This window comes from Streptomyces sp. IBSBF 3136, assembly GCF_036815105.1.
In the GTDB taxonomy this organism is placed as follows: domain Bacteria; phylum Actinomycetota; class Actinomycetes; order Streptomycetales; family Streptomycetaceae; genus Streptomyces.
On the sequence record NZ_JAJSZC010000075.1, the window covers coordinates 1 to 19,872 of the forward strand.

At 69.7% G+C, this 19,872-nt stretch carries 14 protein-coding genes; 10 read left to right on the plus strand and 4 right to left on the minus strand.

Features of this window, described 5'->3' with window-relative positions; translation table 11 throughout:
- Positions 1-37 precede the first annotated feature (37 nt).
- Together mycP and V7E45_RS18080 are read left to right on the plus strand one after the other, a co-directional pair.
- Positions 38-1,270, plus strand: a complete 1,233-nt coding sequence (mycP, locus tag V7E45_RS18075) for a type VII secretion-associated serine protease mycosin (RefSeq protein ID WP_333775227.1) — start codon at positions 38-40, stop codon at positions 1,268-1,270.
- Positions 1,271-1,281: 11 nt separating this feature from the next.
- On the plus strand, positions 1,282-1,452 hold the full coding sequence (locus V7E45_RS18080; protein ID WP_333775206.1) for a hypothetical protein: 171 nt from the start codon (positions 1,282-1,284) through the stop codon (positions 1,450-1,452).
- A gap of 158 nt (positions 1,453-1,610) precedes the next feature.
- Here V7E45_RS18080 and V7E45_RS18085 read toward each other — a convergent pair whose 3' ends face one another.
- The 3 genes from V7E45_RS18085 to V7E45_RS18095 form a co-directional block, all read right to left on the minus strand.
- The gene (locus V7E45_RS18085) at positions 1,611-2,153 is read right to left on the minus strand and encodes a hypothetical protein (protein ID WP_333775207.1); all 543 of its coding nucleotides are present in this window, start codon (positions 2,151-2,153) and stop codon (positions 1,611-1,613) included.
- A 24-nt stretch (positions 2,154-2,177) separates the two neighbouring features.
- Positions 2,178-4,448 carry a hypothetical protein gene (locus V7E45_RS18090; RefSeq protein WP_333775228.1) on the minus strand — a complete coding sequence of 757 codons (2,271 nt, stop codon included), beginning with the start codon at positions 4,446-4,448 and terminating at the stop codon, positions 2,178-2,180.
- Positions 4,449-4,528: 80 nt separating this feature from the next.
- Positions 4,529-5,035, minus strand: a complete 507-nt coding sequence (locus V7E45_RS18095) for a hypothetical protein (protein WP_333775208.1) — start codon at positions 5,033-5,035, stop codon at positions 4,529-4,531.
- Positions 5,036-5,671: 636 nt separating this feature from the next.
- Between V7E45_RS18095 and V7E45_RS18100 the strand changes: the two genes are divergently transcribed.
- From V7E45_RS18100 to V7E45_RS18135, 8 genes are all read left to right on the plus strand, one after another.
- Complete coding sequence (locus V7E45_RS18100) at positions 5,672-6,118, plus strand: hypothetical protein (protein WP_333775209.1); 447 nt, start codon at positions 5,672-5,674, stop codon at positions 6,116-6,118.
- Between the two features lie 2 nt (positions 6,119-6,120).
- On the plus strand, positions 6,121-7,899 hold the full coding sequence (locus tag V7E45_RS18105; protein WP_333775229.1) for a hypothetical protein: 1,779 nt from the start codon (positions 6,121-6,123) through the stop codon (positions 7,897-7,899).
- Positions 7,900-7,977: 78 nt separating this feature from the next.
- Positions 7,978-9,234, plus strand: a complete 1,257-nt coding sequence (locus tag V7E45_RS18110) for a S8 family serine peptidase (RefSeq protein WP_443056084.1) — start codon at positions 7,978-7,980, stop codon at positions 9,232-9,234.
- 131 nt (positions 9,235-9,365) lie between these two features.
- The gene (locus tag V7E45_RS18115) at positions 9,366-9,707 is read left to right on the plus strand and encodes a WXG100 family type VII secretion target (protein ID WP_319151210.1); all 342 of its coding nucleotides are present in this window, start codon (positions 9,366-9,368) and stop codon (positions 9,705-9,707) included.
- A gap of 77 nt (positions 9,708-9,784) precedes the next feature.
- Positions 9,785-10,084 (plus strand): WXG100 family type VII secretion target, encoded by a 300-nt coding sequence (locus V7E45_RS18120; RefSeq protein ID WP_333775211.1) that lies wholly within the window; start codon positions 9,785-9,787, stop codon positions 10,082-10,084.
- A gap of 98 nt (positions 10,085-10,182) precedes the next feature.
- Positions 10,183-11,166 carry a serine/threonine protein kinase gene (locus V7E45_RS18125; RefSeq protein WP_333775212.1) on the plus strand — a complete coding sequence of 328 codons (984 nt, stop codon included), beginning with the start codon at positions 10,183-10,185 and terminating at the stop codon, positions 11,164-11,166.
- 13 nt (positions 11,167-11,179) lie between these two features.
- Positions 11,180-13,372: a protein kinase domain-containing protein gene (locus tag V7E45_RS18130; RefSeq protein ID WP_333775213.1), complete on the plus strand. Its 2,193-nt coding sequence runs from the start codon at positions 11,180-11,182 to the stop codon at positions 13,370-13,372.
- A 15-nt stretch (positions 13,373-13,387) separates the two neighbouring features.
- Complete coding sequence (locus tag V7E45_RS18135) at positions 13,388-15,496, plus strand: protein kinase domain-containing protein (protein ID WP_333775214.1); 2,109 nt, start codon at positions 13,388-13,390, stop codon at positions 15,494-15,496.
- Positions 15,497-15,600: 104 nt separating this feature from the next.
- Here the strand turns inward: V7E45_RS18135 and eccCa are convergent, their stop codons facing one another.
- A complete protein-coding gene (gene eccCa / locus V7E45_RS18140) occupies positions 15,601-19,566 on the minus strand; it encodes a type VII secretion protein EccCa (RefSeq protein ID WP_333775215.1) in 3,966 nt (1,321 codons plus the stop codon).
- Positions 19,567-19,872 lie beyond the last annotated feature (306 nt).

A 19,872-nucleotide genomic window follows, 5' to 3' on the forward strand; every position in this document is an offset into this window, starting at 1 on the left:
GGCCCGGAGGGCGGGGGCCGCGGGCCGGTCGGTGGTCGTGGCGGCCGCGGTGGTGCTCACTGCGACGACCACGGTGATCACCCTCCCCGCCTCCCCGGCCCGCGCCGACGACGGGCAGTGCACGTTTCCGTCGAAGCCGTACGCGGGCCGGCCGTGGGCGCTGCAGCGCGTCAACCTGGACGAACTGTGGGCGGAGTCCACCGGCAAGGGCGTCCAGGTGGCCGTGATCGACACCGGGGTGGACATCAAGAACCCCCAGCTCACCAAAGCCGTTGCAGTGTCGAAGGGCAGGAATCTGCTGCCCGCCAAGAACGGCAAGGGCGAGAAGATAGACGGGGGGAACAAGTCCGGCACCACGGACACGGTCGGCCACGGCACACGCGTGGCGGGCATCATCGCGGCCCGCCCGCTCAAGGGGACGGGCTTCACCGGCCTCGCCCCCGACGCGACGATCATCCCGATCAAGCAGAACGACGCCGAAGGCGACGGCACCGCCGACACCCTGGCCTCGGCGATCCGGTACGCGGTGCAGGCGGGCGCCGGCGTCATCAACATCTCCCAGGACACGGCCAAGGCGCTCGATCCGACGACCTCGACACTGAAGGACGCCATCGACTACGCCCTGGAACGGCGTGTCGTGGTCGTCGCCTCGGCGGGCAACGACGGCCTCGGCGGCAACGTCAAGGTGACGTACCCGGCGTCCTACGCGGGTGTGCTGGCGGTTGCGGCGTCCGACCGCAACAACGAGCGGGCGCCCTTCTCACAGTCGGGAGACTTCGTGGGCGTGGCGGCTCCCGGCGTCGACATGATCTCCACGGTTCCGGGCAACGGCCACTGCTCCGACAACGGCACGAGCTTCTCGGCCCCCTACGTGGCGGGCGTGGCCGTCCTGTTGAAGGCGAAGTACCCCAAGTGGACGGCCCAGGAGATCGTGGCCCAGATCGAGCAGACCGCGGAACGCTCGATCCCCGGCCACGACCGGCTGGTGGGCTGGGGCGTGGTGGACCCGGTGAAGGCCCTGACGGACGCGGACCCCGAGCACCCGGTCGAGTCGCCGAAGCCCGTGGACGGGGTGGCCAGGGGCGAGGCCCCGTCCGTCACCCCCCTGCACTTCGGAGAGACGGCGGAGGAGCGCGACACCCGCCTGGCGACGTACGTCGTCGTGGGCGGCCTGGTCCTGGTGGCGGGCCTCGGCGGCACGGCCGTGGCGGTACGGGACGCGCGGCGCAGGCGCGGACGGCGGCCTGAGCCCGGATCATCGACGCGCTGACCCGAGGGGGAGTGTCGACCTTCAGCGGGAAGACGCTGGGGCGGGCACCGGGGAAGTCGCGGCTGCCGCTCGCCGGGGCCCTGGCACCGGGTCTGCTCGCGGCCGGTGTCGCCGTGGGCACGGACGACGACGGAGGGCACCTGGCCGCCAACGAGCTCAGCCGAGGCGAGCGTGCGGAGTGAGCCGTGAGGCTCCCCGGGGCAGGAAGCCGCGCCGGAGGCGGAACGCGCCTACGCACGGACGGCGCTGCGGGCCTTCGCCGAACGCGCGGCGAGAGAGCACGGTTGCACCGCGCCCGTGACGCCCTGAGCGGCATGCCGGGACCCGGCAGCGGCCCGTCTCACCGGCAGGCGCCGGACCGTTCGACCGCCTCGGTGTAGGACGTGATCAGCTTCTTCATGGCCGCCGCATCCTCGTGATCCGAGTGGGTGGCCTGGATGGCGGTGTAGAGGACCTGGCCCTCGTGCCGGTTACCGCGGCAGCCCTCGGTCTTGCCGAACGCCTGGTTCACCGAATACGCGAAACGTCCGTCGTCCGTCTGCTGGTCCACCTTCTCCAGAGTCATCCCGCGGGCGAACTCGAGCACCGACATGTCGTTCCACCACTGCTGAGCCGTGTAGACGACGCGTTTTCCGTCGACCGCGACCGTGCATCGGCTGGCTCGGGACCCCTCGGTCGCCGACGTCGTCGAGACCTTCTTGCCCGCGGGCAGGAACTCGGTCAGGTCCTTGGCGTCCACGGCGGTGCCGCACAGGGAACGGGGTGTGGCGTACTCGCGTTTCGGCCCGCTCTCGGAGCACCCCGAGAGGGTGACGAGGAAGGCGGTCGTCACCAGGGCTGTGCCCAAGCGGCGCCGGTGGCGGAGGACAAAGGTCGAAATCATGGCGTTCTCGCTACCCAGTGGAGGTCAGGAAGTGGTCGTGCTGCCGGGCGCCTGGCCGTCCAGAATGGCCCGGGCGTTGATGTAGCCCTGGCGGGAACCCTCTCGCGACCACGTTCCGATGTCGTCCGCGTTCGGCAGGTGGTACTTCTCGGCCGCGGTCTGCGCACCCAGCGCCACGTACTCGTTGTTCTTGGTCAGGCCGGCCTGCCAGCGACTTCCCATCTCGTCGCTGGCGTCCTCGAGGGCGTGTCCTTCGGCGTCCTTGAAAACGCGCTCCAGCACCACGCTGGTGACCGTGCCCGCCGCGCCGCCCGCGGCCGCTCCCACCCATGGGGTCGCGACGAACGAGGTGCCGACGCCGACGACCGTGCCGACCCCGCCCGAGATCCAGTTCTTCCGCTGCGAGACGCTGTAGTCGTAGGCGTCGTCCTTCTCGCCGGCCGGCTTGGCGATCTCCTCCTGGCGTCCGAGACCAAGGGTGCCCGACACCTCACCGGACCGCTCGGAGATGTACTTGACCGTCGTCTCCTGGTCCTGGGAGAAGCGCTGGTCCGCCGGGAGGTCGGGGTCGAGGTGATAGGCCATGAGCTTCGACATGTAGGCCTCCTGGCCGACCTCGACGGCGGCGTAGCCCGAAGGGTTCTGGCCGACGGCGAACAGGAACTTGCTGACGTCCCGGTGGTGCACCTTCGCATCGGCACCCTCGACCGGGTAGAGCTTCTCGATCTCCGCCCAGTCCTTCGAGTCCCGGCTCACGTCCGCGGTCGCCCGGTTGATGTCCGGAAGGTATTCGGACGCGATCTGCCCCATGCTGTCGGACATGTAGTCGTGCTCGGTGAGCCGGTCCGGATCGTCGCCCACGGAGGAGACGATGGCGTTGAAGAGTTTGGCCTGGTCCTCGGTGTGCGTCGGAGTGTCGAGGGTGGGGATCTCCCCCGCGGGATGCCCGGTCGTCGCCGCCTCCAGGGCGGAGGCCAGGTTGTTCCGGCCGTCGTGGCTCTCGTGGTTGCTGAAGTCGTTCTCGATCGCGTGGGGGCAGTGGCGCTCTTCGAAGAGGTACTTGAAGTTGGAGACCGCCTGCTTGTGGTCTTGGTCCTTCGGTATGAAGTCGTCGTTGAAGAACGCCGTGGCCGCGTCCGGGTTGTTGGACAGCCCCTTCAGATAGCCGCTCAGGGGATCGATGCCGGTGTCACCGGACATGCGGTTGAGGTACGGACTGAATCCGAGCGGCTGCCAGGCGGTGTGCTTGCCGTCTCCGGTGTACTTGCGTTCCGTCTTCATCAGGCGCTTGCCGTAGTCGCTCATGAAAGAGTCGTCGTAGTCGCCCGCACGCATGAGATTGCTCATGACCTGGAAGCCGATGACGCCCCCACGATGTCCGACCTGCTGGTCACTCAGATCGATGATGCCGCGCTTCCACTCCGTCATCGCGGCCGTGTCGCTCCGGCTCGCGGTGGCCAGGGTGAGGCCCAGGTTCTTCTGCAGATCGTCGAGCTGATCGCGGCGTTCCCGGTTCAGATCGGGTGCCACCATCGAGTCCGCCGCACCGGCCCAGAACTCCAGAGTCTTCTTCGGCCCGAGGTCGGTGGCGAAACGCTCCGCGAACAGCGGATCGTCGTGGTACTTCTTCAGACCGTCGTTGAGACGGTCGAACTCCTTGACCGTGAGGTCGTCCGGGTCCTTCTTCGCCAGTCCGGCCAGCTCGTCGGCCGCGTCGACGGCGGCCTGCGCGGTGTCCCGGTCCCTGTAGACGGCGTCGGAGAACCCCATGGCGGCCTGGTCGACGACCGCGGTCAGTACCTGCCGGGCCGACGTGTCACTCTCCGTGGCCTTGCGCAGGATGTCCTGCACCTCGTTCCGCAGGCCGGTGACGTCGCTCTCGGCGTGCTCGGGGACGGTCGTGCCCTTGGCCGCCCGGTCGGGATGGATGTTCATGGTGACCGTGAACGTCCCGTCGCCCGTGTCCATCACGGTCAGGTTCTTCTTCAGGCCGCGGTCGATCGCCGCGTTGAGGTCCTCGTGGTACTGCTTCAGCTCGCCGACGGTGTCGCTGAGGATGCTGTGGATGGTCTTCGCCTGCGTGTGGGCATCGGCGAACTCACCGGCGGTCTTGCCGATGAACTCCTTGCTGACCTCCGCGTTGATCCCGACCCAGCTGGCATTGTCGGCGGCTTGATGCAGTCCTTCTTCGGCCTGCTTCCGCAGGTCTTCGAGGTTGGTGACCAGCGTAGACCAGTCGGTGACGGCCTCGTTGATCGCGGAGAAGTTGGCGAAGCGCAGGGTGTCGAGATCCACAGTCACGGTTCCTTGGACGGGGCGGAAAGAGGTGGGCGGTGGCTGGCGGCGGTGGCCGGACACACGTCGCCGGGCCGTCATCACCCGCCTGGTTTCTCTCCCTTGTCCTGCTTGCCGTAGTCGTTCTTGGCACCGGGTCCGCCGACCCGCTCGTCGAAGCCGGCGTCCAGGGCGTCGATGCTGCTCATCTGCCGCTGGATGTAGTGCTCGTCGCCCGCGTGGACCTTCTTCGTGGTCTGCATGTGGTTCGAGATCTGAGCGCAGGCGTCCATCAACGATTTCAGCTGCGCGTCCCAGCGATCGGACACATGTTGCAGCCCGCCTCCCAGATCGAAGCCCTGCTTCGAGAGGCTGCCGGCCGCCGAGTCACTGCTGGCGATACTGACGCGAGCCTTGTCCCACAGCTGGTTGTAGAGCTCATGGGCGCTTTTGCCGATCCTGACCAGGTCGTCGTGGCCGACCTTGAGGTCACCGGTCTGGTTCGGCACCACGTAGGGCCCGTATCCGTCGCCGTCGGGCACGCTGTCGAGCCGCATGCTCGCCGGCTCGTGCTCGGCCTTGAGCGCTTCCCACTCGTCCCATGCCATGGGTGACCTCTTCCCCCGCGCGCGCGGCCATCAGCCCGCGCGTTCCCCGCGTCGGACATGCGTTGCCGCTTCGATGGTGTGGCGGTCACTCAAGTTAGCAACCCCGACCGGGAAAAATTTAGGTCATGTCCGCTGCGAGTGGATTGTCGCCTGTGAAGGTTCGCGGAAGGCGCTGCCGGCGGAGAGTCGACAAAGAGGCGGCCGGCGTCAACCGTGCGACCGTCTGCCGACCCGGCTCGAAAGTGGGGTGTGCGGCGGGCCGTCAAGTCGTTGATCTTTGCACGATATTGCTCGGGGAAAGCCACGGCTCGCGAGTGGAGATCTGATGGAGATCTGGGGGTGGGCGAGGATCCCCCAACCGTCGCCCGGCCCACGAAAACCGCGCAGGACAAGGCATTCTGGCGGATCGTCACATGCGGTCGTCCGCTGCGACCCGGCAAGTCGGGCAAACCGTGTCACCTGCGCCGACCTCGTAACCGAGTTAACACACAAGCCTGGTTGGACCGGTTGGGCAGGCTGACTAGAGTGGTAAACGCGTTGTGACGCGCGGCTCGCTTTGCGATCGTACGGCGAGCGGATGGTCGGCTCGGGGCACGGTCGAGCCGATGGATGTACGGGGAAACGGGGAGGAGCGTCGTGCTTCCGGATGACATGGTGGGGGGCGTGTCGGCGGCCAGGGCGGCGGACCTGGAAGCCAGCGGGGACGCGCTGGAGGACTTCGTCGGCAAGGTGGACATCGTCCTGGACGCGCTCGAGTCGTCCGCCGGCAACCCGACGAAGGTCGGTGCCCAGACGATCAAGCCCACGTCGCTGACCGCGGGGGCGGAGAGCGTCTTCCCGGAGGCGCACGGGCTGTACAAGCAGTACAACCGGGTCCACGCGGAGCTCACGTCGCTTTCCAAGACCTTGCATCTCCAGATCGAGGCGATCGCCATCGCGGTGAAGGGCGCGCAACGAGGCTTCGACAATCTCGAAGAGCAGCAGCGCCAGCGCTTCTGGGCGATCCAGCACGAGATCGACAAGATCCAGGGCGACAAGGGCGACAAGCAGCGCACCGGCACCGGTACCAAGATGAAGGCGTGACGATGACCGACAAGCATGAGGACGACCTCAAGCGGGTCGACTCCCAGAACAACGTCACCGATTTCGTCCGAGGCGTCGAGGAAGGGCCGCAGGGCGGGTTCCTCAACGGCATCTTCCGCTCGGCTGTCACCATCACCCCCTACGGGCGGGCTGTCGCCGCCCGGACGGACTTCGAGAAGCGGGACCTCGATCTCAACGAGATGATCGACCTGGTCGAGCAGGCCGATCCCGAGGACCTCGAATCCTCGGGCAAGGCGCTGTGGGACGCGCGTGACGCCATCAAGAAGGCGGCGGACGACCTCAGCGGCCACATCGACAAGGTGGAGTGGGTCGGAGAAGCGGGTCAGGCGTTCCGCAAGTGGGGCCACGACCTGGTCACCAACACGCACCACCTGAGCGAGTTCGCCGGTGCCGCCGGTGACCAGATCACGGCGGCCGCCGTGGGACTCGCGTCCGTGCGTGGTGCCATGCCGGATCGTGACAGCCACCCGAGCCGGAAGCGGCCGGAGAAGTTCACCACGGCTGAGAAGGCGGCGAACAAGGAAGATTACGCCGCTGCCGTGAAGGTGGAGAAGGAACGCCAAGAGGCGATCAACCAGATGAACCGGTTGTCGTCCTACTACGCGGTGTCCGAAGAGGTGCTGGCGGCACTGCCGGCGAAGGACAAGACGCCGGAGTTCCCGTCCATGCCGGAGGTGGGGGTGCCTCGGCCGCAACCCGGAGGCGCTTACGAGACCGGGCGTCCCGTGTCTGCCACGAGCTCTCATGGAACCACCGGTTCCACAGCGGTCGGCGGACATCACGCCACGGTGGCGGGCGACGTGCCCGGACACGTCACCGCTTATGTCCCGTCACACACCAAGCATGTCCCCGAGTCGCTGCCGCACGCTGACCAGCCTGTCGGTACCAACATCGACAGCACCGGCACACTTCCTCCGCCCACCACGACCACGCCCGGCCACACTCCGCCGGTCACGGGTACCCCTCCCGTCAGCGGTGGGCAGCCCAACATCTTCGAAGGCCCCATGGGGACTCCGATTCCCACTCGCGCGTCCGGTCGGGGCTTGAGTGGAGCGGGTGGTTTCCGTACTCCGCCGTCGGCACAGGGGCGCGCGGGTACGTCAGGCCTGACCAATCCGGGTTCGGGGCGCGGCACAGGGCAAGGGCCCATGAGCCAGATGGGACGCGCCGCGGCCACTGGTCAGCAGGGCGTCAAAGGCACTGCTTCGGGAGCGAAGTCTCTCCCCATGGGACGAGGGGTCACCGGCGGTACACCGCGACCTGGTGGCGCAGCGGCGCCGCGTGCCACCGGTGGACCGTCCACTGGCGCCGGCCGGTCCAACGGCGTGGTCGGGGGACGGCCGACGTCGGCGGGCGGTGCGTCATCGAAGGGCGGAGCCAGGATCCCGCGCGGCACGGTCATCGGCGGTGAGGAAGCCGCCAACTCTCGCGGCTCGGCTGGTCGGCCCGGTCAGCGCGGTGTTTTCGGTGCGTCCGAGTCCACCGCACGACCCGGTGCGACTGCGGCCGGCTCCCGTGCCGCAGGGGGGACGTCCGAGGCTGTGACGGGCAGGCCGACGGCGCGCAACTCCGTGGCCAGGGCTGAGCGGAACGGTCTGACGCGCGGTGGTTCCGGTCTTGTGCGCGGTCCCGGCCACAACGGCAAGCCCAGGGACGAGGGAGAAGCGCAGGGATCGGAGCGTCCCGACTACCTCGTCGAGGACGAAGAGACACACCTGCCCGACAAGCCCCGGCGTGATGTGCCGCCGGTGGTCAACTGAGCGCGAGCGAGGACACGAAAGAAGATGAAGTCAGAGATCAGCCGACGAGCCGAGCAGGGCACGCGCAGCCGTAGACGAGTGCGCGCCGTAGGCGCGGTCGTCGGTGCTCTGGCGGCAGCGGCCGTGGGCTTCGCTCCTGCTGCCGCCGCGAATGACGTCCAGTCGAAGCAGTGGTATTTGGGCCCCATGCAGGCCGATCAGATGTGGAAGGTCAGCACGGGGAAGGGCGTGAAGATCGCGCTCATCGACACGGGGGTGAAGGCGGACACACCTTCACTCAAGGGGCAGGTCTTGACGGATGAGACGCCCAAGGCCGTCTCATACCGCTCGACGAAGGATTATCTCGGTCACGGGACGACCATGGCGGAGCTGATCGCCGGAACGGGTGCAGGTGGCGGGCTGAAGGGCCTGGCGCCGGGGGCGAAAATCGTGCCCTACCGGATCGAGCTGAAAGGGCTGAAGGGCGGGGCTGACGAGCGGAAGAAGACGCCCGAACCGGAAGATGCGATCAGGGCGGCGGCCGACACCGACGCGCAGATCATCAGCATGTCCTTCGGTGAACAGGCGCCCACGCCCAAGGAGAAAGCCGCACTCGAGTACGCGGCGTCGAAGGGCAAGCTGCTGGTCGCCGCAGTCGGAAATGCAGGTCGGCAGACAGGCGACGGGGACAACATCGGCTATCCTGCCGCCTTCCCCTATGTGGTCGGCATCGCCTCCGCCGACAAATCCCTCTCGGTGTCAAAGTTCTCCTCCTCCGGCAACTACGTGGATCTCTCGGCCCCCGGCCAGGGATTCCCAGGATGGTGTGACGCCACCTTCCGTTCGTACTGTGACGACGTGAACGGTACGAGCTCGGCCGCCGCGATCGCGTCCGGTGCGGCCGCCCTTATCTGGTCCGCCCACCCCGACTGGACGGTGAACCAGGTGACGCGCTCGCTGCTCGACACCGCCGGACGTACCTGGGCGAAGAACGACCCGAGCAGGTACGCCGGTTACGGCTTCATCCGCCCGCGTCTGGTTCTCGAGAACCCGAAGTACGACGCCGGCCCGGCGCACGTCGACCCGCTGGCGAAGTACAACGACGGCGATCTGCTGGCGAAGTCGGGAGGCGCCGCCGCGTCCTCGTCCTCGTCCGCGCCCTCCTCCGCTCCGTCTGCATCAACCCCGTCACAGGCCCAGGACAAGGGTTCGTCCGGGGCGACTTCGGCGGCAGGATCGAGTGCGGAATCGTCGAGCGGCGGCAACACCCTCTGGATCGCGCTCGGGGCAGTCGCCGCCGTCATCGTGATCGGTGGTGCGGGCGTGGCCGTCACGCGCGCGCGACGGGCCAGGTGACGTCCCACCCCGTCTGTAGCCCTGCGGTCTCCGGTCAGGGTGTACAGGAGGGCTTTGCGCCGCACGGCAGCGCGCGGCGGTGAGCCAAGACAGCAGGACCAAAGAGACACACAGAGAAAGGGCGGGCTGATATGGCCGACAAGCAGAAGCTCGAAGATGCAGCAGTAGTCCACCTGCAGAAGCAGATGGTCGAGAAGTACGAGGGCATCCAGAAGCGCGTGCACGGCCTCCAGGGCGTCATCGACGGCCTCGAGGGCCAGTGGCAGGGCATCGGCCGCGCCGCGTTCGACAAGAAGCAGTACGAGATCAACGAGTCGCTGCGCAACATCGGCAACATCCTCGGTGACGTCATCGAGGCGATGACCGCCACGCGCAACATCAAGGACAGCAAGGAAGACGAGGTGCGCGCGGCCGTCAACAAGATCGACGTGCAGGACGGCGCCCCCACGGTCTCCCCCCTCAGCTCCTACTGAGTCGAGCGGCACTCAGGACATCCGCCGGGCAGCCGGCGATCCACCAGGCACACACCAGCGAGACGAGGTAAAGAGGCATGGGCAACAACGCTGACGGACTTTCAGTCACTTACGACGGACTCGATGTCGCCGCGACCAAGATCGGCAACGAGGCGAGCCAGCTCGAACAGGACCTGCAGGAGCTCCGCCGACTGGTGGTGAGCAGTCTGCAGTATTGGGAGGGCCAGGCCCAGGACACCTTCCACGAGAAGCTGAACCGCTGGGACAAGGAAGCCAACGACATCCACCAGTCGCTGACCGGTATCGGCCACGTCGTCGCCCAGTCCGGCGGTACGTACATGGAAGGCGACAAGAAGGCGGCCGGCTACTTCCGGTAGTCCGAGCTCGCAGCAGCAACTCCAGGGTGGGCGCGCGCGGGAGGCGCCCACCCTGCTGTCGTGCCATGACAGTGGCCGAAGGGGGATGAAGGGTGGACATGCGCGCGCCAGGCGCCGGACCGCGTGCCGGCGGCGCCCGGCAGATCGGTTCCTACACGGTCGTGACGCGGCTCGACAGCGGCATTTCCGCACACACGCCCGTCCCCGAACACCGCTACGTCGCCCGCAGCGCCGACGGCGACCGCACGGTACTGATCAGCGGCCCCCTGGAGACCGCCGACCCGCAGCGCTTCATGACCGAAGCCGAGACCTCCCGTTACCTGCTGGGGCCCTGGGTCCTACCGGCGGCGGAACTCGCCGCCCCGGGCGAGCAGGCGTGGCACGCGCGCCCCTACGTACCCGCGCTTCCGCTGCCGCTCGCCCTCGCCGTGAACGGCGGCCCGCTGCCGGAGCGGACGGTGCGGGCCCTCGCCGTGGCGATGGCCGAGAACCTCGCCGTCATGCACGGGCAGAACCTGACCCACGCGGGTCTCTGCCCGGCCGCCGTACTGATCGCCGCCGACGGACCCCGGCTCACCTGCTTCGGGGCGGTGCGGGCCGCCGCCCCGGACGGCGTCCCACGGCAGCAGGTGGCCGGGCTCGATCCGGGCAGCCTGCCGCCCGAGCAGGCCACGGGTGGGCAACCACGGCCCCTGGGGGACGTGTACGCGCTGGGCGCGACGCTCGCCTACGCGGCCACCGGCCACACGATGCCGGAACGCGACGAACTGCCACCCGGCCTCCGCTCGGTGGTCGGGCGGTGCCTGTCCCGTGACCCTACCCGTCGTCCACAACTCGTCGACATCATCGACGGGTTGACGGAAGGCGTCCCGGCCGGGGCGCCCGCGGGATTCACCGCGCCGACGCGCGCGGACGCGTTGCTCGGCCCCGGTTGGCTGCCTGCCCGGCTCGTCGCCGCCATCGTCCACCAATCGGCCTCCGTACTGGCCGCCGAGGTACGGCTGCCACAGCGGACCCACGCGTCGCCCGGGCCGCCGGCCGGCGCACCGTCCACCGGTCCCGTGCCCCACCGCACCCCCTGACGACAAGAACCTCATGCCGACTCCACTCACCCATGACGACCCCGTCGCCCTCGGCCCCTACCGGCTCCTCGCCCGGCTCGGCGGCGGAGGCATGGGCACGGTCTACGCGGCGCGGTCCGCCGGCGGACGCACCGTCGCCCTGAAGACCATGCACGCCGGCATCGCGCGCGACCCGGCCGCCCGCACCCGCTTCCGCCTCGAGGTGGACGCGGCCCGGGTCATCGGCGACCGCTTCGGCGCCCGGGTGATGGACGCGGACCCGCTCGCGGAGACGCCCTGGCTGGCCACCGAGTACGTGCTCGGGCCTCCGCTCGACGAGGCCGTCGAAGTCGGCGGCCCCCTGCCGGAGCAGTCCGTGCGCGCCCTGGGTGCCGCCCTCTGCTCGGCACTGGGCCAACTGCACCGGTCGGACGTCGTCCATCGTGACCTGAAGCCGTCCAACATCCTTCTCACCGCCTACGGACCGAAGGTCATCGACTTCGGCATCGCGCGGGCGATCGGCGACGACCGGCTGACCCGTACGGGTGCCGCCGTGGGCACGCCGGCCTTCATGTCACCGGAGCAGGCGACCGGCGAGGAGCACGACGCGGCCGGTGACGTGTTCGCGCTCGCCGGCGTCCTGGTCTACGCGGCCACCGGACACGGTCCGTTCGGGCACGGGCAGGCGGCGGATCTGCTGTACCGGGTGCGGTACGCCGAGGCCGACCTCAGCGGCGTACCGGCCGCGCTCCTGCCGGCGCTGTCCCGGTGTCTGGCCAAGGAACCGGGAAAGCGCCCCACCACGGCTCAGTTGGCCGAACAACTCCACGACGGTCAGGGCGAGTTCGCCGAACACCTGCCGCACGAGCTGCTCGCCGACATCGGACGGCGGGCCGCTGACGTCTGGCGGTTGACGCCACAGCGATCGCCCGCGCCCGTGGCCGTGCCGGAGGACCCCCTGGGCCCCGCGCCGTCGGGCCGGCCGTCACGCCGTGGACTTATCGCGGCCGGCGGAGCGCTCGCCGTGGGTGCCGCGGTCGGCGGTGGCGCGTGGTGGTGGCGCGACCGGGCCGCGGCACGAAGCGGCGGCGGCACGACCGCGCAGAGCAGCGTCCACCGGACGAGGAACCTCGATCCCCTGTGGACGTACTCCTTCGGCTCCGTCTACACGGACATCTACGGCTCGGTCGTCCCCCGGGGCATCGGGGGAGTGGTGGTCGTCCCCATGGGGGGACTGACCGACGGCGTCGACCCGGCGACCGGGGTCAGGAAGTGGCAGGACACCACGGGACAGAGCAGTTGGCAGGTGACGGTGACGGGCGGCAGGCTCTACCGGCTCACGGCCGAGCCCTACACCGACGACCAGGTCGGCTCGGCCGTCGCCCTCCAGTCGGCGAATCCGCGCGACGGGAAGACCCTCAAAACTCTGGCCCGATTCCCGGCCAGCAACGACATGCTCGAATCCCACCAGCTGCTCTGCGTCGGCGAAAACGCCGCGTACGTCGCCGTGGGCGACGGGAAGGCCGCAGGGACCGGCTACTTCACACCCCACCAGACCTTCACCCTCCGCGCCGCCGACCTCCGCACCGGCAGGACCCTGTGGTCGAAGCCGCTGCCCGCACGGCCCGACGACAGCCGGAGGCTGCACTTCCTCGCGGCGAAGGCCGTCGGCGGCCGTCTGGTGACGCTCCAGGAGGTGAGGGAATGGACCGTGCACATCGTCGTACGGGACGCCTCGACCGGAGCCGTCGCGTGGGAGCGGCCGTACGACGTCGACGACCCGGACGACCTGCGCGGCGCGATCGCCGCTGACGACATCCACCTCTATCTGGGCGGCAGCCGGCTCAGGGCGCTCCGGCTGAGCGACGGGACCGTGGCATGGCAGACCACCACGGCCCACGCGTACGGCCCACCCGTGCTCAGGGCGGGTGTGGTGTACGCCGTGGGTGCAGGGGCCGGCCTGACGGCGGTGAACCCGGCCGGCGGAAAGCTGCTCTGGACCGAAAGGGGCGGCGAGATGGACGAGGCGTCCACCGCCTGGCAGCCCGTCCTCGGCACCCGTTACGCGTACTACAAGAACGGGACGCTGCTGCGCGCGATCAGCCTGTCGGATCGGACCACCGCCCTCACCTACCGGACGGGCGGCAAGCAGTTCTACGCGGACCCGGACACGAAGCTGGTCCTGGCCGTGGACCCGGAGTACCTGACCGCATACCCCCTGAAGTGAAGTGACCGACCCAGCATGAAACCACTCGGTACCGGCGATCCCCTTCGCCTCGGTCCCTACCGTGTCCTCGGTGTCCTCGGCGAAGGCGGTATGGGCAAGGTCTACGTCGGACAGGACGGCACCGGCACCGTGGCAGCCGTCAAGGTGCTCAGGCCCGAACTCACCCACGACACCAACCTGGCCCAGCGGTTCGTGCGCGAGGCACAGGCCGCCCAGGCGGTGCGGAGCAGCGGTGTGGCGAACGTGCTCGGCGCCTGGACCGAGGGCGGTCGACCGTGGATCGCCACCGAGTTCCTCGCGGGACTCACCCTGGACCAGGTCGTCGACAGCCACGGCCCCCTGGACGAGTCGGCCCTGCGGGCCCTCGCGGCCGCGCTCGCCGGGACGCTCGCCGACATTCACGCGGCCGGGTTCATCCACCGCGACCTGAAGCCGCCCAACATCGTGCTCACCTCGACCGGACCGCGCGTCATCGACTTCGGTATCGCGCGACCCGAGCACGGGCTCACCCTCACCACCACCGGCCAGGTGCCCGTCACCCCCGGATACGGCGCACCCGAGCAGGTTCTCGGACAGCGGGTGGCCCCGTCGGCGGACATCTTCTCGCTCGGTGCGGTTCTGGCCTACGCGGCCACCGGCAGACGGGCGTACGAGGGCACGCACGTCGCGGCCGTGCAGTACGCGGTGGTGCACGGCGAACCCCAGCTCGACGGCCTTGCTCCACAGGTGCGGGAACTGATCCTGCCCTGCCTCGCCAAGGACCCCGCGGCGCGCCCGACTCCGGCCCAGATCGTCCAGGCCATGGCGGCACCCAAAGGCGCCGACCGCGCCTGGCGTCGCGGACCGGTGGCCGACGCCATCGAGCAACGGGAGACCGAGGCACGCCGGCTGACCGCGCCGACCACCCTCGAGACGGTGCCCGTCACCCGCAGGCGTCTGCTCACCGGCCTCGCCGCGGGCGGCGCCGTCCTGGCAGGCGGGGGCGGCACGGCGGCATGGTGGATCGGCTCAGGGAGCGGCTCGACGAAGAAGAAGAGCGACCCCTTCGACATTCCGCCGGCCGTTCCCGTCCCCCCGCAGAAGCTGGACACCAAGGGTCTCAAGGACCCGGTCGGCAACGACGTCGAGCCGACCGAACTCTGGGATCTGGGTGACGTGGCCGACGCCTACTCCCGCCAGTTGCTGCCGATCGGGGACGTCGTCGTCTTCGGTGTCGCGACCGGCGGCATCGCGGCCTTCGACGTCAGGAACGCCGAGCGGCGCTGGCGCGCGCCCCGGCTCAGGACGAAGAGCGGCTACCTGTCCCTGTCCGACCGGCTGGTGATCGGGGCCGACGGCAAGGGCGCGCTGCGGACCTTCGTCCCCTCCACCGGCGAACCCAAGTGGACCTGTCCGTCGGCGGAGGCGGCCACCCTGCTCGCGGCCGACGCGGACGCGGTCTACTTCGTGACCGAGGACGACAGGCTGCGCAGCGTGAACCGCTCCGACGCCAGGGTCCGCTGGACGAGCGCCGTCCCCGCCGACTTCCGCGGCAAGCTGCTCAACCCGGCCGTCGTCGGCCAGGGGAGACTGGTCATGTCGACCTCCGACGGCAACGTGCTCGTCGTCCACACCCGGGACGGCCGCAAGGCCTGGGCCCGGCTCGACCAGGCGGAGGTCACGGTCCGCCCGGCCGTGTACGACGACACCGTGTACATCAACGGCAGGTCCCTCGACGCGCGTCGGCTCAGCGACGGTGAGAAGGTCTGGAGCACCAGACTCGGCGACTGGGAGACCGACTGGGACAAGTGGGGCCCGCCCAGGGCCTACGCCGATGCCGTCTTCGCCAACGCGGGAGACGGCACCAGGCGCCTGGCCAGGCACGACGGCAAGGTGGTGTGGGACGCGTACGACAACGCGGACTACGCGAGCCCGGTGCTGCGCCAGGGCACCGCGCTCTGGGCGTTCCGCTCGTACAACACCGCGGGCGGGCGCCTGAGGGAGATCAACGCTTCGCGGGTGTCCGACGGCGAGAGCGTGCGGAGCCACTCTCTGGGTGCGCCCGAGTACATGCGCCTGGCCGCTGCCGGGAACCGCGTCTTCGTCATGCACGACAGTTCGGTCGCCACCTTCGCGGCGTTCTGAGCGCTGACCCGGCCGTACGGCCTGTCACGGACAGGCCGGATGCCGCGGACCGGTGCGGCCCGCGGCATCCGGGACGGTATCGAAGCCGTGGGCGGGCGACCCCGCTAGGCCTCCGTGAGCCCGACCTGCACCATCGGCTTCCCCCGCTTCCGCGACACGAAGACGCCCCGGCCCGCCGGCATCGGCCGCGGCCGCACCCCGCCCAGGAGGTCGCCCTCGGCCGGGTCACCCGCGAGGACCACGCCCTGGGCCCCGAGCTCCTTGATGCGCTGCATGAAGTTCTCGTAGCCGGCCCGCCCCGCGCCGGCCGTGGACCGCGCGATGATGAAGCGCACGCCGACGTCGCGCGCGAACGGCAGCAGCTCGGTCAAACCGGCCAGCGGGTTGCCGCTCGACGTGGACACGAGGTCGTAGTCGTCGATGACCACGTAGACCGTCGGGCCCTTCCACCAACTGCGGTCCCGCAGTTGCTGCGCTGTCACGTCGGCCGTCGGGGTGCGGCGCTGCATCAGGTCGGCCAGGGCGTCGACGTGATGCTGCATCTGGTTCGACATGGGGATGTACTCCGCCAGGTGGGACGGCGGGGTCACCCCGAGCAGCGAGCGGCGGTTGTCGACGACCAGCAGCTTGCACGTGTTGCCGTCGTAGCGCTCGGTGAGCCGCTGGATCAGCAGCTTCAGCAGGTTCGACTTGCCCGACTCGCTCTCCCCGAACACCAGGAAGAACGGGTCCTGCTCGAAGTCCACGAACACGGGCTCGAGGTTGTCCTCGTCGAGGGCGAAGGAGACGCCCCGGTTCGGGAAGCGGTTCCCCGCGGGCAGCTGGGCCGCCGGGAACTCGCGGGGCAGCAGGCGTACCTCCGGTGCGCCCGGCTCCTGCCAGTGGCGGGTGACCTCGGTGGCGAGCGCGGTCGCCGCCTCCGCGAGGTCGGTGTCGGAGGAGAGGCCGTCGATACGGGGGACCGCCGCCATGAAGTGCTGCTTCTGCGGGGTCTGACCGCGTCCCGGGACGCCCGTGGGGACGTTGGCCGCCACCTTGCGGTCGATCTCGGAGTCCATGGGGTCACCCAGCCGCAGTTCGAGGCGGTTCATCAGGTGGTCCTTGAGGTTCGCCCGGACCTCCATCGACCGCGAGGCCGTGATGATCACGTGGATGCCGTAGCCGAGACCGCGTGCGGCGATGTCCAGTACCAGCGGCTCCAGGGCCTCGTAGTCCGTGCGGAAGTTGCCCCAGCCGTCGATGACGAGGAACACGTCGCCCCACGGCTGGTCGGTCACCGAGATGTCACCGCGCGCGCGGCGGGAGCGGAACTCCGCGATGGAGGAGATGCCCGCGGAGCGGAAGTACTCCTCGCGGCGGGTCAGGACGCCGTACACCTCCGCCGCCGTACGCCGGACCTTCTCGGGGTCCAGACGGGACGCGACACCGCCCACGTGCGGCAGGCCGGCCACCGCGGCCATACCGCCACCGCCGAAGTCCAGGCCATAGAACTGCACCTCCCGCGGGGTGTGGGTGAGGGCGAACGACGCGATGACCGAGCGCACCAGCGTCGACTTGCCGGACTGCGGGCCGCCGATGATCTGCATGTGTCCGGCGGCGCCGCCGAAATCGAGCCACAGCGGGTCACGCCGCTGCTCGTACGGCTTGTCGATGAGGCCGACGGGGACGACGAGCCGGCCCGCACCCTCGTAACCCGGCTGGGTCATGCCACGTCCGGGCACCGGGGCGAGCCCGGGCAGCAGCGCGTCGAGCGACGGCGGGCTGTCCAGCGGAGGCAGCCACACCTGGTGGGCGGCCGGCCCCTGCGCCTCCAGGCGGCGCACGACCACGTCGAGCACCGTGTCGGCGAGCGCGTCGTCCTGCCGCTCACCGGGCACCTCCTGGCGCTGCTTGGGGATCGGCGCGTACTGCACCGGTACCTCCGCCGCCGTGAAGAGGACGGGCCTGCGGTCGACGGGCAGCGGACCGCCGAGCGCCGCGGCCTGCTGCGAGCTCGTGCGGTACACCCCGGACACGTACGCCGCCTTGAAGCGCACCATCTCGTCCGTGCCGAACTTCAGGAAGCCGGAACCCGGGACGTTCGGCAGCTCGTAGGCGTCCGGGACACCGAGAGCGGCCCGCGACTCCGCGGCCGAGAAGGTGCGCAGACCGATGCGGTACGACAGATAGGTCTCGAGTCCCCGCAGGCGGCCCTCCTCGAGGCGCTGCGAGGCCAGCAGCAGGTGCACGCCCAGCGATCGGCCGATGCGGCCGATCTGCACGAACATCTCGATGAAGTCCGGCTTGGCGGTCAGCAGTTCGCTGAACTCGTCGATCACCAGGACCAGGGACGGGATCGGCTGCAGCGGCGCGCCGGCCGCGCGCGCCTTCTCGTAGTCGTGGATGTTGGCGTAGTTGCCGGCGTCGCGGAGCATCTCCTGGCGGCGGTTGAGCTCACCGCGGATCGAGTCACCCATCCGGTCGACCAGGGTCAGGTCGTCGGCCAGGTTGGTGATCACGGCGGCCACGTGCGGCAACTGGGCCATTCCGGCGAAGGTGGCGCCGCCCTTGAAGTCCGCGAGGACGAAGTTCAGCGTCTCGGAGGAGTGGGTCACGGCGAGACCGAGAACGAGCGTGCGCAGCAGCTCCGACTTGCCGGAACCCGTGGCGCCGACGCACAGTCCGTGCGGTCCCATGCCCTCCTGGGCCGCCTCCTTCAGGTCGAGCATCACCGGTCGGCCGTCCTCGCCCAGACCGATCGGCACGCGCAGCCGCTCCGACTGCGAGCGCGGCCGCCAGGTCCGCTTCGGGTCGACCGACGCCGCGTCGCCGAGGTTCAGCAGGTCGGTGAACTCCAGGTTGGCGAGCAGCGGTTCGTCGTCGTCCCCACCCGACGCGACGCGCAGCGGCGCCAGTTGGCGGGCGAGCGCCTCCGCGGCCTCGTACGACAGGACGTCCGGCGTCCCCTCGTAGACCATGCCGTGCGCCGACTCCAGGCGCAGTTCCTCGGGCTGCACGACGACGGAGAGGTCACCGCGGCCCACCGTGAGGTCGCCGGGCACGACCTCCAGGACCGTCACGCCCTGCACCCCCTCGGGGTTGGCGAGCAGCGACGTGGGCGGCAGGGAGATGCCGTCGAGAACGACCACCAGATGCGGCTGTTCGGGGACCGGAGGACCGTCGGGGTGGAAGCGTGGACGGCCCTGGAGACGCGAGGCGAGCCGGTCCTCCAGCTCCACCGGGTCGTGGGAGATCAGGCGCATGCTGCCGGCGCCGTCGGCGAGGCCCGGAGTCTGCACGTGCGGCAGCCACTTGGCCCACTCCCACTCTGGGGCCGAATCCCGCCCGCTGACAACGGCGATGACCAGGTCCTCGGGTGAGTGCAGCGAGGCGATGGAGGCGGTGACCGCGCGCGCGGTGCCGCGCACGGTGCCCGGCTCGCCGCTGATCGTCACGTGGTAGAAGGCCCGCAGGGACACGGCCATCGGTAGGTCGTCGAGCGTGCTGTGGGTGGCCATGAAGCGCTGCATGGCCCCCGCGGTCAGCGGCTCCAGCTCATCGACGGGGGCGGTCTGCGGCGGGATCAGGGGAGTGGCCAGGGCCTGCGGGCCGAGACCCACCCGGACCTGCCCGAAGTCCTCGTCGGCGGTGCGTCGTTCCCACACCCGGCTACCCTCGGCGACCAGCGCCCACAGTTGCTCCGGCGAAGGGTGCAGGTAGTACTGGGCGTCTCGCTGGACCCTCGCGGTGTCCAGGGCGGCGCGCCGCGTCTGCGACAGGTAGCGGAGGTAGTCACGGCGCATGTCCGCCATCTGGCCCTGGTTGCCGCGGCGGTAGCGGACGAGCATCGAGATGCCCATGGCGATCGTCGAGGCCACCATCACCATGCCCATGATCTTCATGAAGGGCTGGGCCTGGGGATTGAAGAAGAACACCACGGACCCGCCCATGCCGAGCATGGGCAGGAGCTGCATCCAAGCGCCTTCCTGCTGGCCGCGGGGCAGTTCGGGCGGAGCCTGCAGTACGACCTCTTCCGTGGGCACTTCCTTCGGCAGTGCCCGTGGCGGGCGCTTGACGACGATGTGGCTCACTACGCACCAATTCCCTTGCCGGACCGAGATGTTTCGTCCGCCGCCCCGTGTCAGGCGGACGTCGACCGCGCAGCGCGATCCTACTGACAACCACCGGCTACGGCGGGCGGTAGGGTGCCGGGGAGACGCGTGAGCAGTTGCGAATCGTTCTGGGAAAACCCGGGCAATACGCGACGGTTCGAAGCAGGCGCCTGTCCGTGAACTCCGGTTGCGGCCGCTCGGCCGACCGGCGGTGCGTGCGGCGCGGCACAACCTACACAGGATCTTTACGGGCGGAAGGGTGTACGGCGGCACCGCGGGCCGCCC

Excerpts from the sequence above, each read along its gene's own strand:
- V7E45_RS18085 (WP_333775207.1), bottom strand. The coding sequence starts at position 2,153 with ATGATTTCGACCTTTGTCCTCCGCCACCGGCGCCGCTTGGGCACAGCC.
- V7E45_RS18095 (WP_333775208.1), bottom strand. The coding sequence starts at position 5,035 with ATGGCATGGGACGAGTGGGAAGCGCTCAAGGCCGAGCACGAGCCGGCG.
- V7E45_RS18105 (WP_333775229.1), top strand. The coding sequence starts at position 6,121 with ATGACCGACAAGCATGAGGACGACCTCAAGCGGGTCGACTCCCAGAAC.
- V7E45_RS18115 (WP_319151210.1), top strand. The coding sequence starts at position 9,366 with ATGGCCGACAAGCAGAAGCTCGAAGATGCAGCAGTAGTCCACCTGCAG.
- V7E45_RS18120 (WP_333775211.1), top strand. The coding sequence starts at position 9,785 with ATGGGCAACAACGCTGACGGACTTTCAGTCACTTACGACGGACTCGAT.
- V7E45_RS18125 (WP_333775212.1), top strand. The coding sequence starts at position 10,183 with ATGCGCGCGCCAGGCGCCGGACCGCGTGCCGGCGGCGCCCGGCAGATC.
- V7E45_RS18130 (WP_333775213.1), top strand. The coding sequence starts at position 11,180 with ATGCCGACTCCACTCACCCATGACGACCCCGTCGCCCTCGGCCCCTAC.
- V7E45_RS18135 (WP_333775214.1), top strand. The coding sequence starts at position 13,388 with ATGAAACCACTCGGTACCGGCGATCCCCTTCGCCTCGGTCCCTACCGT.